Source organism: Malonomonas rubra (assembly GCF_003247215.1).
Lineage (GTDB): Bacteria > Desulfobacterota > Desulfuromonadia > Desulfuromonadales > Geopsychrobacteraceae > Malonomonas > Malonomonas rubra_A.
In genome coordinates, this window is the sequence record NZ_QKAP01000107.1 from 17,468 (window position 1) to 31,029 (window position 13,562).

General features: G+C 55.2%; 15 protein-coding genes and 1 other RNA gene. 6 read left to right on the forward strand and 10 right to left on the reverse strand.

Annotated features, from left to right (window positions below; genetic code table 11):
• Positions 1-4 precede the first annotated feature (4 nt).
• The 4 genes from Q7J88_RS11255 to Q7J88_RS11270 all read left to right on the forward strand — a co-directional run bounded on the left by Q7J88_RS11255 (position 5) and on the right by Q7J88_RS11270 (position 3,914).
• On the forward strand, positions 5-1,198 hold the full coding sequence (locus tag Q7J88_RS11255) for an amino acid ABC transporter permease (protein WP_303722323.1): 1,194 nt from the start codon (positions 5-7) through the stop codon (positions 1,196-1,198).
• A gap of 4 nt (positions 1,199-1,202) precedes the next feature.
• Entirely contained in the window at positions 1,203-2,294 is a 1,092-nt protein-coding gene (locus tag Q7J88_RS11260; RefSeq protein WP_303722324.1) for an amino acid ABC transporter permease, read from the forward strand.
• Between the two features lie 31 nt (positions 2,295-2,325).
• Entirely contained in the window at positions 2,326-3,084 is a 759-nt protein-coding gene (locus tag Q7J88_RS11265) for an amino acid ABC transporter ATP-binding protein (protein ID WP_303722325.1), read from the forward strand.
• A gap of 116 nt (positions 3,085-3,200) precedes the next feature.
• The gene (locus tag Q7J88_RS11270) at positions 3,201-3,914 is read left to right on the forward strand and encodes a DUF1722 domain-containing protein (protein ID WP_303722326.1); all 714 of its coding nucleotides are present in this window, start codon (positions 3,201-3,203) and stop codon (positions 3,912-3,914) included.
• On the opposite strand, the gene Q7J88_RS11275 is transcribed toward Q7J88_RS11270, so the two are convergent.
• Complete coding sequence (locus Q7J88_RS11275; RefSeq protein WP_303722327.1) at positions 3,911-4,813, reverse strand: LysR family transcriptional regulator; 903 nt, start codon at positions 4,811-4,813, stop codon at positions 3,911-3,913. The two genes, Q7J88_RS11270 and Q7J88_RS11275, sit on opposite strands and share 4 nt — an antisense overlap.
• A gap of 153 nt (positions 4,814-4,966) precedes the next feature.
• Between Q7J88_RS11275 and Q7J88_RS11280 the strand changes: the two genes are divergently transcribed.
• A complete protein-coding gene (locus Q7J88_RS11280) occupies positions 4,967-5,563 on the forward strand; it encodes a YceI family protein (protein ID WP_303722328.1) in 597 nt (198 codons plus the stop codon).
• 32 nt (positions 5,564-5,595) lie between these two features.
• Positions 5,596-6,414 (forward strand): 4,5-DOPA dioxygenase extradiol, encoded by an 819-nt coding sequence (ygiD, locus tag Q7J88_RS11285; RefSeq protein WP_303722329.1) that lies wholly within the window; start codon positions 5,596-5,598, stop codon positions 6,412-6,414.
• Positions 6,415-6,534: 120 nt separating this feature from the next.
• Here ygiD and Q7J88_RS11290 read toward each other — a convergent pair whose 3' ends face one another.
• The 9 genes from Q7J88_RS11290 to ssrA all read right to left on the reverse strand — a co-directional run.
• The gene (locus Q7J88_RS11290) at positions 6,535-7,368 is read right to left on the reverse strand and encodes a triphosphoribosyl-dephospho-CoA synthase (protein WP_303722330.1); all 834 of its coding nucleotides are present in this window, start codon (positions 7,366-7,368) and stop codon (positions 6,535-6,537) included.
• A complete protein-coding gene (citX, locus tag Q7J88_RS11295; RefSeq protein WP_303722331.1) occupies positions 7,340-7,840 on the reverse strand; it encodes a citrate lyase holo-[acyl-carrier protein] synthase in 501 nt (166 codons plus the stop codon). The genes Q7J88_RS11290 and citX overlap by 29 nt, the downstream gene beginning before the upstream one ends.
• Before the next feature lie 155 nt (positions 7,841-7,995).
• Positions 7,996-9,123, reverse strand: coding sequence for a sodium ion-translocating decarboxylase subunit beta (locus Q7J88_RS11300; protein ID WP_303722332.1), 1,128 nt, complete (start codon positions 9,121-9,123; stop codon positions 7,996-7,998).
• A gap of 42 nt (positions 9,124-9,165) precedes the next feature.
• Positions 9,166-9,600 carry a biotin/lipoyl-containing protein gene (locus Q7J88_RS11305; RefSeq protein WP_303722333.1) on the reverse strand — a complete coding sequence of 145 codons (435 nt, stop codon included), beginning with the start codon at positions 9,598-9,600 and terminating at the stop codon, positions 9,166-9,168.
• The gene (locus Q7J88_RS11310; RefSeq protein ID WP_303722334.1) at positions 9,593-9,961 is read right to left on the reverse strand and encodes an OadG family protein; all 369 of its coding nucleotides are present in this window, start codon (positions 9,959-9,961) and stop codon (positions 9,593-9,595) included. The genes Q7J88_RS11305 and Q7J88_RS11310 overlap by 8 nt, the downstream gene beginning before the upstream one ends.
• A gap of 18 nt (positions 9,962-9,979) precedes the next feature.
• The gene (locus tag Q7J88_RS11315; protein WP_369682026.1) at positions 9,980-11,527 is read right to left on the reverse strand and encodes an acyl-CoA carboxylase subunit beta; all 1,548 of its coding nucleotides are present in this window, start codon (positions 11,525-11,527) and stop codon (positions 9,980-9,982) included.
• Positions 11,528-11,546: 19 nt separating this feature from the next.
• Positions 11,547-11,834, reverse strand: coding sequence for an antibiotic biosynthesis monooxygenase (locus Q7J88_RS11320; protein ID WP_303722336.1), 288 nt, complete (start codon positions 11,832-11,834; stop codon positions 11,547-11,549).
• Between the two features lie 256 nt (positions 11,835-12,090).
• Positions 12,091-13,305 (reverse strand): IS256 family transposase, encoded by a 1,215-nt coding sequence (locus Q7J88_RS11325; RefSeq protein WP_303722337.1) that lies wholly within the window; start codon positions 13,303-13,305, stop codon positions 12,091-12,093.
• Between the two features lie 187 nt (positions 13,306-13,492).
• Positions 13,493-13,562, reverse strand: a transfer-messenger RNA (tmRNA) gene (gene ssrA, locus Q7J88_RS11330); the annotation flags it as partial.

The following is a 13,562-nucleotide window of genomic DNA, read 5'->3' on the forward strand; positions in this document are numbered from 1 at the left end:
TTTTATGTCCAACAAATTGCCACCAGACATCGCCCAAATGCCTTCGAAGCCACCGTTCTGGCGGGATGCGGAAAAACGCGCCATCGCCTTCCAGGTGGTCGCCCTGCTGGTCGTCGCTTTTGTCAGCTACTATCTCTATTCGAACACCCAGGCCAACCTGGAGCGCCAGTCGATCGCCACCGGTTTCGGCTTTCTTGACAAGGAAGCCTCCTTTGAAATCGGCGAGTCGCTGATTGAGTATTCAGCGGCCGATACGTACCTGCGCGCCCTGCTGGTCGGTGCCCTGAACACTGTGAAGGTCTCCTTCATTGGTATCACACTGATGATTATACTTGGCACCTTGATCGGCGTGGCCCGGTTATCGAGCAACTGGCTGATCTCGAAACTGGCAGCATCCTATATTGAGGTAATGCAGAACATTCCGGTGCTGCTGCAGCTGTTCTTCTGGTACGCCATCTTCTACGAGTCCTTTCCGCCGCCACGCCAGGCGCTCAACCCGTTCGACGGACTGTTCCTCTGTAACCGGGGGGTCATTTTCGGGGTACCGGAAACACACGCGGCACACGCGGTAATGGGCTGGGCTTTTCTGGCAGTGCTGATCGGCAGCGTCTTTCTCAGCCGCTGGGCGCACAAACGTCAGGACCTGACCGGTAAAGCCTTCCCGACTCTGCGCATTACCGCGCTCGCGGCGATCGGCGTGCCGCTCTTGATCTGGCTCGCGTACGGCGCGCCGACAGCGATGGATGTCCCGGCGCTGAGCGGCTTCAACTTCCGTGGCGGCGTCACCGTCAGCCCGGAGTTCAGCGCCCTGCTGCTCGGCCTTGTGATCTACACCTCGGCCTTCGTTGCCGAAATTGTTCGCGCCGGCATTCAATCGGTCGGCAAGGGGCAAATCGAAGCGGCGATGGCGATCGGCCTGAAACCGGGACAGCGCCTGCACCTGGTAGTCTTACCACAAGCGCTGCGGGTGATTATTCCGCCATTAACCAGCCAGATGCTCAATCTGCTCAAAAACAGTTCCCTGGCGATCGCCATCGGTTATGCCGACTTTGTTGCGGTCACCAATACCATGATCAACCAGACCGGGCAAGCGATCGAAGGGGTCGCGCTGATCATGCTGGTGTTCCTGTTCTTCAGCCTGTCAACCTCGCTGTTTATGAACTGGTATAACAAGAAGATGAAACTGGTGGAGAGGTGATAAGATGAATCAACCGAATAACCCCACCAGAGAATATCTGGCCGCACCGATCAGCAAAGTAGGACCACTGGCCTGGGTGAAAAAGAATCTGTTCAACACCTGGTACAACTCCCTGTTGACGATACTGACCCTCGGAGCACTCGCGTACATCGTGCCACCGTTCTTCAAATGGGCTTTCATAGAAAGTCTCTGGAATAGTTCGTCCGATGCCTGCCGCGATATCGAAGGAGCCTGCTGGTCGATCGTGCCGCAGAATATCAAGTTCATTATCCTCGGGTTCTTCCCCGAAGGGCAGGAGTGGCGGCCGATTCTGGCGATGATCCTGCTGCTGGCGCTGGTGATCTATTCGAAAGAGCGCAGCCGCTGGACCAAACTGCTCGCTTGGATGTGGCCGATCGGTCTGATCATCATGGGCACCTTGATGTACGGCGGCGTCTTCGGCATGCCGGTGGTCGAGACCGACCAGTGGAGCGGCCTGCCGCTGACGATGATGCTCTCCTTCTTCGGCATGGTCATGGCTTACCCGCTCGGCGTATTGTTGGCCCTCGGCCGTCAGTCAAAAATGCCGGCGATAAAAACCCTTAGCGTGGTCTACATCGAGATGATCCGTGGCGTACCGTTGATCAGCCTGCTGTTCATGTCCTCGATCATGTTTCCGCTGTTTCTACCGGACGGCATGACCATTAACAAGGTGCTCCGCGCCCAAGTGGCGATCATCATGTTTACCGCAGCCTACATCGCCGAGGTGGTCCGTGGTGGACTGCAGGCGATGCAGCGCGGGCAGTACGAGGCAGCCGATTCTCTAGGTCTAAACTACCCGCAGACGATGCGGCTGATTATCCTGCCGCAGGCGTTAAAAATAGTCATCCCGCCAACCGTCGGGATTCTGCTCTCTGCCTTCAAAGACACCTCGCTGGTCGTTATTATCGCCCTCTATGACGTGTTGAAAACAACCAAAGTCACCCTGCAGAACCCGCACTGGACAGGCTACTCGACCGAAGCCTACCTGTTTCTGGCGCTGCTCTATTTCATCTGCTGCTACGCCATGTCAAGCTACAGCCGGCGGCTGGAAAAAGAACTGCACACCGGCCACTAGTTCGGTGCGAATTTCACCATGTGAGACTTATATGACTGATACCCAACCGAAAAAAGCGAACGACCCGATCATCAAGATTGTCGGCATGCACAAGTGGTACGGCGAATTTCACGTCCTCAGCGACATCAACCTGGAAGTGCAGCAGGGTGAAAAGATTGTCATCTGCGGCCCTTCCGGCTCCGGCAAATCGACGATGATCCGGTGCATCAACCGGCTCGAAGAGCACCAGCAGGGCCAGATCATCGTCAACGGCACCGAGCTGACCAACGACCTGAAGAACATCGAAAAGGTCCGTGCCGAGGTCGGCATGGTGTTCCAGCACTTCAACCTCTTCCCCCATCTGACGATCCTGGAAAATCTGACTTTGGGGCCGATCTGGGTGCGCAAGACGCCCAAGAAGAAGGCAGAAGAGATAGCGATGATGTACCTGGAGAAGGTGCATATAGCCGAGCAGGCAAAAAAGTTCCCTGGTCAACTTTCCGGCGGTCAGCAACAGCGGGTTGCGATCGCCCGCTCCTTGTGCATGGCTCCGGAAGTAATGCTGTTCGACGAGCCGACCTCAGCCCTCGACCCGGAGATGATCAAGGAAGTACTCGACGTCATGATCGATCTGGCCAAAGAGGGAATGACTATGCTGGTGGTTACCCACGAGATGGGCTTCGCCAAGAGCGTCGCCGACCGGGTCATGTTCATGGACGCCGGGCAGATCGTCGAGCAAAACAACCCGCACGACTTTTTCGACAACCCGCAGCATGAGCGAACCCAGCTGTTTCTCAGCCAGATTCTGTAACCGACAAACTGCAAAAATAAAAAAAACGGAGCCCTACGAAAAAAAGGGCTCCGTTTTTTTTTATTCACCATCCGGGTACAATTGGAGCTGAACGATTCTTATTGCGACAGGATTAGATGATGAGAATCTGGGACATCCACCCAGGTTACCTGAACCGGCAGAGCCTGCTCGGCGAGCACCGGGAACTGCATGGGATGGTTTCAATTTTCATGCATGGCAAAACCGGCTATTCCCACCACCCGGAAACCCTGCGCTGGGTCGGGTACGGCTGGGCGCTGCAGATGCGCCACCGTTTGCTGCGCTGCGAAATGGAACTGCGTGGCTACCAGGATCGCTCACCGGTGGCACTGGACGACAACCCCGGCAGCTGGCCAGCCAAATACGTCGATCCACCCGGTCTGCAGCTGCAAATCCTCCGACGAAAATATATCGACAAGGAAGCGGGGCGCATCCCGTTGCCGCAAAACGCCCAGCAGTTGTGGAGCCAACATAAATATTCGGTGCTGGCCCGCAATCCGCAAATCTACCACCGGATCGGCCTCGAGCTCGCCGAGGAGAAAATAGAAATGGTTGAGTTGACGCTGCAAGTGGTAGAGTTGCTAAAATCAGGCCCAAGCAAGGGCGGTACCAGGAACGCAGCACAGCATATGTGGGGCTACGTTAGGGAAGCCTGGACAGATGAAGGCGAGGTTGAAAACTGGTCAACGAAGAGATTACTGCTGCAGACGCAAAAGCTGGCAGTGAAAACGTGTCAGCCCTACCTACTCGCCTCGACAGCATTAAGCGAGCTACTGGCCTGGGAGACTGAAGAAGACAGAGGCAAGTTCTAATTGTTCCAACTCGCATCTTTGAATTTATCCGCGAGATAATCGACCAAGGCTCGCACTTTCCCGGAAAGATGCTGGCGCGTCGGATAAACGGCATAGATGCCACGCTCCTCGGCATGCCATTCGGGGAGAATCTCTATCAATTTGCCAGCGACAAGATCAGCCTCAACGATAAAGCTTGGCTGGACAATGATTCCCAGCCCCTGTAAAGCCGCGGCACGACAGGTGTCGCCATTGTTCACCCGCAGCCGCGGGCGGGTTTTTATCCCGTCGGCCGCAGTGCGAGATTTAAATTTCCATAGATCGCCAGTCGGCATATAGCTGTAACCGATAAAGTCATGCTGGGAAATTTCGTCCAGCGTTTGGGGTGTACCAAACTTTTCCAGATACTCTGGAGCCGCGCACATGACCATCCGAGAACTTGCCAGCTTCCGCGAAACCAGTGAGGAATCATCTTGCTGCGGAGCGATGCGGATCGCCAGATCGTAGCCTTCGCCAACCAGATCGACGCGTCGATCGAGCAGGGTGATGTCAAGTTCCAGCAACGGGTGGCGCTTGAGAAATTCCCCCCAATGCTGAGCTAGATGCAGGGTGCCGAAGGTAAGCGGCGCGCTGACCTTTAAGACCCCGACAACCGTCTCGCGGTCTTTTCCGACCGCCCCTTCCGCCACGGAAACTTCTTCGAGAATGTGTTTACAACGCTGATAGTATGCCTGTCCGATATCGGTCAGTGACAGGCGGCGGGTCGTCCGATTCAACAGGCGCCCCCCCAATCGAAGCTCCAAATCCTGAACGATTCTCGAAGCAACAGACTTGGAAATGCGCAGCTTTTCGGCAGCCGCAACAAAGCTTCCGGCCTCAACAACGGCCAGAAAGGTTTCCATCTCTCTGAAACGATCCATTGATTATCCTTAAATTCAGAACGGTAAATCAGTTTATTTTAAGTTTATCCAGAAAACAAAGAACCGTAAAGTCAAACCATAAACAGGATTTGGAACGGGAAAAGATAGCCAAATCGACAAATCAAACCTAGCGTTTATCGAAAGGACAAAATCATGAAATCAATCGCTCTTCCACTTATCGCCGGCGTGTTGTTCAGTACCTCGAGTGTTGCCGAAACCACCCACTGGGATATTGACCCAGCCCACTCTTTAGCGGGGTTCAAGGTCAAACACATGATGATCTCCGATGTGCGCGGCAGTTTTCGGGACATCCAAGGAACTGTTTCCATTGACGAAGACAACCTGAAAAATTCACGGGTCGAGGTAAAAATCGCCACCGGCAGTATCGATACCGGCATCCAAAAACGGGACGATCACTTGCGTAGCGTCGACTTTTTCGATGTGGAAAATAATCCGAGCCTGACCTTCACCTCAAAGCACGTTACCGACATCTCCGAGGATGGGTTCACGATGATTGGCGATCTGACCCTGCACGGCGTAACCAAAGAGGTAGCATTGGCGGTATCCGGTCCATCAGTCGAAGTAAAAGACCCTTGGGGGAATATGCGCAGAGCTGCAAAGGCAACCACGAAAATCAACCGCAAGGATTTCGGCCTGAGTTGGAATGCGGCGCTTGAAACTGGCGGCGTGCTGGTCGGAGAAGACGTGCAGATTGACCTCGATGTAGAATTTATCAAGCAGGCCAGTTGAAAACAAATATCAGCAGCGTACAGGAGCTTGTGATGAAAAATCCTGACCGTCCATTAATGCCGGTCGTCTTCATCGGCCATGGCAACCCGATGCTGACCATCGGAAATAATCGCTATGCCCGTAGCTGGGAGGAACTCGGTCGGAAGCTGCCTCAGCCGAAGGCAATTCTGGTGATCTCGGCCCACTGGTACATTCCGGAAATGCGTGTCACCGCGATGCAGACACCGAGAACGATACACGATTTTTATGGATTCCCGGACGCGCTGTTTCAGATCGAATACCCGGCTGCCGGCAACCCCGAGTTGGCCGAGCAGGTCGCTGACCTGCTGTTGCCGGACAAGTTTGCTGCCGATTACCAGTGGGGGCTGGATCATGGGGCCTGGGCAGTGTTACGCCACCTTTACCCGCACGCCCAGATTCCTGTTATCCAGGTGAGCCTGGATCTGCGTAAAGCCCCGGAAGAACACTATCGCATCGGGCAGAAGTTGGCATCCCTGCGGGAAGAAGGGGTATTGATCATCGGCAGCGGAAATATCGTCCACAATCTGCCTAGCTTCGATTGGCGAGAGCAGCAAAAAGAGCCTCCGAGCTGGGCCGTCGATTTCGAAGCCTGGAATAGAGAAAACTTGCTCAGCGGGAAAACTGAGGAATTAGCAGGATATCTCAGCCGGGGCGAAATGGCGAACCTGTCGGCGCCCAGTCCGGATCATTACCTACCATTGCTCTATCTGGCGGCACTGAAAACTCCGCAGGATGAAGTGAATTTTCCGGTCGAGGGGTTTGATGGTGGGACTATGTCGATGCTTTCAGTATTGCTGAACCCGCAGACAACAAGTGAAGTTCCAGCGTAAACCGGAAAAAAACAGATTTTCCAGGGACACCCTGTTGACATAAATACAACCGACAAAGCCCCGGATCCTTCGATCCGGGGCTTCTAGTTGAAAGCTACCGATTGCTCTCAACGGTCACCTTCACCAGGGACGAGAGGGGGCAAAACCATCACTGGCGATGCTGAAGTTCAGGTAGCCGAACGCCAGCCCCAGCAGATCGGCGACCCCGCCCATGGTCAGGTTCCGAGCCCGGAAATCCTCGTTTAGCTCCCGCAAGAGGCTAGCGCTGTCCCCGCCCGATCGCAGACAGTGCTCCAGTTTATCTCCCGCCTTGCGCAGACGGTCCAACCCGGCCTGACCACCACGATGCAGGCAGGTGGTATCGTCGCAGTGCCGCATCAGCCGGGCCATGGCCAGAAAGCAGCCATAGCGAAGATTATCCGCATGGTCGCGCAGGCTCGGCAGGGCGACCTGAAACACCCCCGGCAGACCGTTCAAAGCTTCGGTGATGATCCCACCGGTACGATAACGAGACCGTGCCTGCTGCCCATGACTCTCGCCAAGCCTAGCCTGCAGCAAATAACGCTGTGCCACCAAAGCCACTGCGTTCTCCAACTTTTCCGGTTCATGACTGCCACATTCGGCGTAGCCCGCCAACAACAGACCACCCAGAAAGATACCGCCTCGATGGGTATTGCTGATCAGTTCGGCCAACATCCGTTGTTCGGCGCGCAAGGCGATCTGCTGAAGCTCCGACAGCGTCTGACGGTGATAAAGCGCATGAGCCAGTTCCTGCAGATAGTCATCGATCAAGTCGACCGAGCGAACCATCAACGGTAACGTCAAATCAGCATGCGAGCCGTTGTCGAGCAAGTCGACCAAGCCTGGCTTGGGGGTCAGGTAGAGTTCCGCCCGGAAGCCATCCGTCAAGGAAGTGGCAAACAGCTCAAGAGCAGAAAGGGGCAAGCAGTTCATCAACACAGGCCTTCAATTCAGTCAGAGAGTGTCGTTGCTGACGCATACAATCGAGCGCAGCGCATTTGCAGATCAGGCAGGGACGAGTCGGCAGACTGAGTTCTCTGCGTCCGATCTGCCAACCTTCCGGAGCATAGATATCGATATCGAGCAAGCGTCCGGCCGGCAACGCCTCCTCCAGCGCCACCATCTTCCGCTTCATCTCTCGGGCGTCCTGACAGGTGCCGAGCAGCGCCCAGGGACCGAGCAGATCGTGCCCGTGGGAGCAGCTCTCAACCAGCGGCAATAGCTCCAGCACCTGCCGCAATCCCCAGCTGAACAGCTTTTCCGCGCCGGGCGGCTGCTTGTCGGGACCGGGAATTTTCAGGCTCAGGCAGATCAAAGTCTGATCGGTATATTTGCTGGTCTGCAGTCGCCGCCGTTCGCGCTGTTCACGGGCCAGCAGCAGCTCAGTTGTTAATTTTTCGTACAAATTGTCCCCCCAAGAACGCAAAGTGCCGGAGAAAAAAAACATTCTCCGGCAACTCTAACACCCTGATTTTGTATACAGAAATTCTATTTTCCGTTTACATTTTAATTTTTCTTCCGCTCTTGGAATCAATAAATCGAAAACGCAATTCACCGCCGCTACAACACCAGCACCGACCAAAGGATACCGGCACCGATCGCCGAACCGATCACCCCGGCCACGTTGGGTGCCATGGCATGCATCAGCAGGTAGTTACTCGGATCCTCCTGCAGGCCGATGGTGTGCACCACTCGTGCCGAGTCAGGCACGGCGGAAACCCCGGCGGCACCTACCAGGGGGTTGATCTTGTCCCTCAGAAACAGGTTCATAAGCTTGGCGAACAACACCCCGCCGGCGGTGGCGATACAGAACGATAGCGCACCGAGGCCAAAGATCAGCAACGACTGCGAGGTCAGGAAATGATCGGCGGCGGTGCTTGCACCAACCGAGAAACCGAGCAGGATGGTGACGATATCGATCATCGCGTTGCGGGCGGTGTTGGCCAGCCGGTCGGTGACCAGACATTCTTTGAGCAGGTTTCCGAAGCACAGCATGCCGATCAGCACCATCGAGCCGGGCGCAATCAGGGCACAGATCAGAAAGGCGGCGACCGGGAAGATGATCTTCTCCTTGCGACTGACCTGACGCGGCGTCTTCATCCGGATCAGGCGCTCCTGCTTGGTGGTCAACAGCTTCATGATCGGCGGCTGAATCACCGGCACCAGTGCCATATAGGAGTAGGCGGCGATGGCGATCGAGCCGAGCAGATGAGGTGCCAGCTTGGAAGAAAGGAAGATCGCCGTCGGGCCATCAGCCCCGCCGATAATTCCTATAGCACCCGCTTCGGCCGGCGAAAAACCGAGGTAGAGCGCACCGATCAGAGTCAAAAAGATACCGACCTGCGCGGCGGCACCGAGCAGCACCAACTTCGGGTTGCTGAGCATGGTCGAGAAATCGGTCATCGCGCCGATTCCGAGGAAGATCAACGGCGGGAAGACCCCCTGGCTGACGCCAAAGTAGATGTACTGCAGGACGCTGCCATCGTCATAGACGCTCAGCGCCATGCCGGCCACTGCCGGAATGTTGCCGACGACCACGCCGAAACCGATTGGCACCAGCAGCAGTGGCTCGTAATCCTTGGTTATCGCCAGGGTGACGAAAACGATGCCGATGACGATCATGGCAAAGTTTCCCCAGGTCATCCCGGCGAAGCCTGTGTTCTGGATAAAGTTGTAGAGCATCTCCATCTAAAAAATTCCAATCTGCCTGCTGCAGAAATCGGTCAAGGTTCAAGGGGTGATGACGATCAACTCGTCACCCTGATTGACGCTGTCACCAGTGCTGATGTTGATCACCGAGACCGTGCCGTCGATGCTTGAATTGATCTCGTTCTCCATCTTCATCGCTTCCATCTTGAACAGCGGCTGCCCTGCTTTGACCTGATCCCCTACCTGCACGTAGACTTCCATGATCGAACCGGGGATCGGTGCCTGAACGCTCCCTTCTGCAGCGCCAGCACTCTTCGACTTTGCAACCAAAGCGGGGGCGACAACCAGAGCCGGAGATCTGCTGGTAGCGGTTCCCTCCGGAATCACTTCGGAAACGGAAGAGATCTCTACCCGATACTCCTTGCCGTTGATCTCCAGGGTAGCTTCATCGCCGCTCAAATCGCGCAGATGAACCAGATATTCTTTATCGTTCAATTTAAGTTGATATTTACGCATGTGAACCACCCTCAGAAAGTGAACGCATCTTCCCAGCATAAGACCAAATAGATCCAACACGCCGCTGTCTGGAGATTGTCAGACAATGCCCTTCGCCGAGGCTGCGTTCCAGTTCCAAATGCAGCACCAAAGAGATGACCGCCATGATTTCGGCTTCGCTCGGCTCGTTTTCCGCGCCCTCAAGTTTGGCCGGTTGCGGAACGTTCTTCTCCCCCGCAGGGCGCTCCCGCAAAGCCAAGATCCGTGGCAAGGCGGCAATAAACAGACTGATCAAAAGCAGCCCCGAAAAGACGATCAACATCCCGGTGATGGTGATACCGATGCCGTTGCCGTCGATGACATTCTGCCAACTAAAATTCATTCGAATGGCCTTTCCACGTTAAAGAGGAATGTTGCCGTGCTTTTTGCGCGGGTTGCTGTCCTGCTTCCCTTCCAGCATCACCAGCGCGTTGCAGATCCGGAAGCGGGTACGCTGCGGCAGGATCACTGCATCGACGTAACCCCGCTTTGCCGCCTCGTATGGATTAGCGAACTTTTCCTGATACTCGTCGCTGCGCGCTTGCAGAATCTCTTCTGACCGCTCAGGATTCTTCTTCACCTCTTTGGCGAACAGGATCTCTGCAGCTCCCTTTGCACCCATGACGGCGATCTCTGCGGTCGGCCAGGCGTAGTTGATGTCTCCGCGAAGGTGCTTAGAGCTCATCACACAGTAAGCGCCGCCGTATGACTTGCGAACCGTGACGGTGACTTTTGGTACGGTCGCCTCGGCGTAAGCATAGAGCAGTTTGGCGCCGTTGCGGATAATGCCGCCGTACTCCTGGGCGGTCCCGGGCAGGAAACCAGGAACGTCGACGAAGGTGACCACCGGGATGTTGAAAGCGTCACAGAAACGAACGAAGCGTGCACCCTTGACCGAGGCATCGTTATCGAGTACCCCGGCTAGGTGCAGCGGCTGGTTGGCGACGATACCGACCGACTGCCCAGCGTAATGACCAAAACCGATCACCAGGTTGGGGGCAAAGTCGGGCTGAATCTCAAAGAAAAGATTGTCATCGACGGTGCTGTTGATGATTGCCTTGATATCGTACGGCTGATTCGGGTTGTCAGGAATCAAGCGGCAGAGGCCGTCATCCTCGCGCGAGACCGGGTCTTCGGTATCCCTGAACGGGGCCGGCTCCATATTATTCTGTGGGATGAAGGAAAACAGCTCACGCAGATAGGCGATCGCCTGTTCTTCGCTGTCGGCCGCAAAGTGGGCGACGCCGCTCTTAGTGGTATGCACGCTGGCACCACCCAGTGTCTCGACATCGACATCTTCGTGGGTGACCGCCTTGACCACCTTCGGCCCGGTCAGGAACATGTAACTGTTATTGCGCACCATGACAGTGAAGTCGGTCAGCGCCGGAGAGTAGACCGCGCCGCCAGCGCAGGGGCCGAAGATCCCTGAGAGCTGCGGAACTACGCCAGAGCTGGTGACGTTACGCAGAAAGATGTTGGTGTAGCCAGTGAGACTCTCGATCCCTTCCTGAATCCTCGCACCGCCCGAGTCGTTGAGACCGATTATTGGCGCACCGTTTTTCACCGCCATGTCCATTACCTTGCAGATCTTTTCGGCAAATGTCTCCGACAGAGAGCCGCCGAGCACGGTGAAATCCATCGAGAAGAGGTAGACCAGCCGGCCACCGATGGTGCCATAGCCAGTGACCACGCCATCCCCGTAGACCTGGGTCTTCTCCATGCCGAAGTGGTGGCAGCGGTGGGTCTTTAGCATGTCGAACTCTTCAAAGCTATCTTCATCGACCAGCAGCTCAATCCGCTCGCGAGCAGTTAGCAGCCCTTTGGCGTGGCGTTTCTTGAGCTTCTCGGCGCCGCCCCCTTCAAGGGCTTTCTGGCGCATTTCGAGCAGCTGATTGATCTTGGTTTCCATCATTGGTGCAAATCCTTTTCTAGCCGTTGTAATAAACCGAATACAGGGTCTCCGAGCCGGTGATCTCATCCACCTTGCTCTGCAACGCCCGCCGCTGCGGATCATTCAACCACTTGTTCCAGTCATCGAGAGTTTTCCAGGTGCTGATCACCAGGTACTCGGTCGTGTCGTCGTAATTGACCAAAGTTTCGCCAGAGATGTAACCGGGCTGGGCGTTGGCCAGAGAGCGCATCTGCAGTAGCAGCGGGCGCAGGTCGTTGGCTTTTTCTTGCGGCACATGCCGGACAATAATGATTCGAACTGCCATAGGGAGAACCTCCGAGGTGACGATGCATAGTTATGTGCCGAGTCTTTATAAATACTTACTAACCAAAGATTAGATTAGAGGTTTCTTTTCTGAAAGCAACTTTGTGATAAGCGGTTGCATAGGAGAGGTATGCGGTCGGATATAAACGGTAAGAAGAAAAGTGCAAGACAAAACGGTTGCCAGGAAATGGCAGGAAAAATCGAGTAGGGCGAGGTGAGCAGGGCCTGTAAAGGATTTTGTGTAAACGGCCCGCCGGTTAGAGTAGCGGCATTCGCCCTTCAAACATAATCGAAAACTGATTCAATGCCGATCGCCAGTTGTGGATCGGCATTGTCCATTTCTTGGCAATATTCTGCAACGCCAGATACATCAACTTGATCATCGACTCGTCATTCGGGAACGAGCCACGGTTCTTCGTCACCTTCCGTAGCGACATGTTGACCGACTCGATGGCGTTGGTCGTGTAGATCGCCCGGCGAATCTCAGGTGGATACGAGAACAGCGGTGTAATCCGCTCCCAGTTGTTCCGCCAGGACTTACCGATGGTCGGATGGCTGGCGTTCCACTTTTCCTCGAACCGCTCCAGGTGATACGCGGCCTCTTCGACGGTTGGCGCGGAGTAGATCGCCTTCAGGTCAGCGGCCACTTCCTTGCGCTGTTTCCAGGACACGTAGTTCAGGCTGTGCCTGACCATGTGAACGATGCAGAGTTGAACCTGCGTATCCGGGAAAACCGTTTCGATCGCCTCCGGAAAGCCCTTCAAGCCATCGACACAGGCAACAAAGATGTCCCTAATGCCACGGTTCTTCAGTTCTGTGACCACCTGCAGCCAGAATTTCGCTCCCTCGGTCTCGGCGGTCCACATGCCGAGGACTTCCTTCAAGCCGTCCAGGTTGACGCCAACAGCCAAATAGACCGCCTTGTTGATGACGCGGTTATCCTGCCGTACCTTGACGCGGATAGCGTCGAGATAGACGATCGGCCAGATCTCATCGAGAGGGCGATTCTGCCAGAGGACAATCTCTTCCTGAACTGCCTTGGTCACCTGTGAAACCAGCGTCGGTGAAACCTCGACGCCGTACATCTCTTCAAGATGAGCCTGAATATCGCGAGTGGTCATGCCGCGAGCGTACAGGGCAATGATCTTGTCATCAAAGCCGGTGAAGCGGCTCTGTCCCTTGGGCAGGATCGCCGGTTCGAAACTGGCATCGCGATCACGGGGAACTGTGATGTCGAGTTCGCCAAACTCCCCCTTGATCTTCTTCTGGTAACTGCCGTTTCGGGTATTACCGGTCTTATTAGTCGCTGAAGCGTTTTTCTCATAGCCGAGATGTTCGGTCAGCTCGGTTTGCATGGCTCGCTCCAGAAGTCGTTTGGTCAGTTGCTTGAGCAGCCCGGTTTCCCCGATGAGATCTTCAGGATTTTTGTACTCCTTCATCAGGGCATCGAGCAGGTCGTCCGGTATGGTCATCAGTGTTTCCTCCAGTCGTTACGGGTTGTAACCGACTGTGACCATTTACACAAAACTTTTTACACCCTCGTCCTGGGGACAATCTGAGACAATCTAATGTCACCCTAAATAGGTGTGCAATTAATTGCAAAGCACTGATCACAAACAAGAAAAGGCCAGCTCTTGGGAACTGGCCTTTCCTTCTAATTGGTGGAGGTGGCGGGAATCGAACCCGCGTCCGAAAGCTTTCCACGTAAGGCTTCTACATGCGTAGTCTG

Bases quoted from the DNA above. Each gene is read 5' to 3' on its own strand.
- Q7J88_RS11255 (WP_303722323.1), top strand. From the start codon at position 5: ATGTCCAACAAATTGCCACCAGACATCGCCCAAATGCCTTCGAAGCCA.
- Q7J88_RS11260 (WP_303722324.1), top strand. From the start codon at position 1,203: ATGAATCAACCGAATAACCCCACCAGAGAATATCTGGCCGCACCGATC.
- Q7J88_RS11265 (WP_303722325.1), top strand. From the start codon at position 2,326: ATGACTGATACCCAACCGAAAAAAGCGAACGACCCGATCATCAAGATT.
- Q7J88_RS11270 (WP_303722326.1), top strand. From the start codon at position 3,201: ATGATGAGAATCTGGGACATCCACCCAGGTTACCTGAACCGGCAGAGC.
- Q7J88_RS11275 (WP_303722327.1), bottom strand. From the start codon at position 4,813: ATGGATCGTTTCAGAGAGATGGAAACCTTTCTGGCCGTTGTTGAGGCC.
- Q7J88_RS11280 (WP_303722328.1), top strand. From the start codon at position 4,967: ATGAAATCAATCGCTCTTCCACTTATCGCCGGCGTGTTGTTCAGTACC.
- ygiD (WP_303722329.1), top strand. From the start codon at position 5,596: ATGAAAAATCCTGACCGTCCATTAATGCCGGTCGTCTTCATCGGCCAT.
- Q7J88_RS11290 (WP_303722330.1), bottom strand. From the start codon at position 7,368: ATGAACTGCTTGCCCCTTTCTGCTCTTGAGCTGTTTGCCACTTCCTTG.
- Q7J88_RS11300 (WP_303722332.1), bottom strand. From the start codon at position 9,123: ATGGAGATGCTCTACAACTTTATCCAGAACACAGGCTTCGCCGGGATG.
- Q7J88_RS11305 (WP_303722333.1), bottom strand. From the start codon at position 9,600: ATGCGTAAATATCAACTTAAATTGAACGATAAAGAATATCTGGTTCAT.
- Q7J88_RS11310 (WP_303722334.1), bottom strand. From the start codon at position 9,961: ATGAATTTTAGTTGGCAGAATGTCATCGACGGCAACGGCATCGGTATC.
- Q7J88_RS11315 (WP_369682026.1), bottom strand. From the start codon at position 11,527: ATGGAAACCAAGATCAATCAGCTGCTCGAAATGCGCCAGAAAGCCCTT.
- Q7J88_RS11320 (WP_303722336.1), bottom strand. From the start codon at position 11,834: ATGGCAGTTCGAATCATTATTGTCCGGCATGTGCCGCAAGAAAAAGCC.
- Q7J88_RS11325 (WP_303722337.1), bottom strand. From the start codon at position 13,305: ATGACCATACCGGACGACCTGCTCGATGCCCTGATGAAGGAGTACAAA.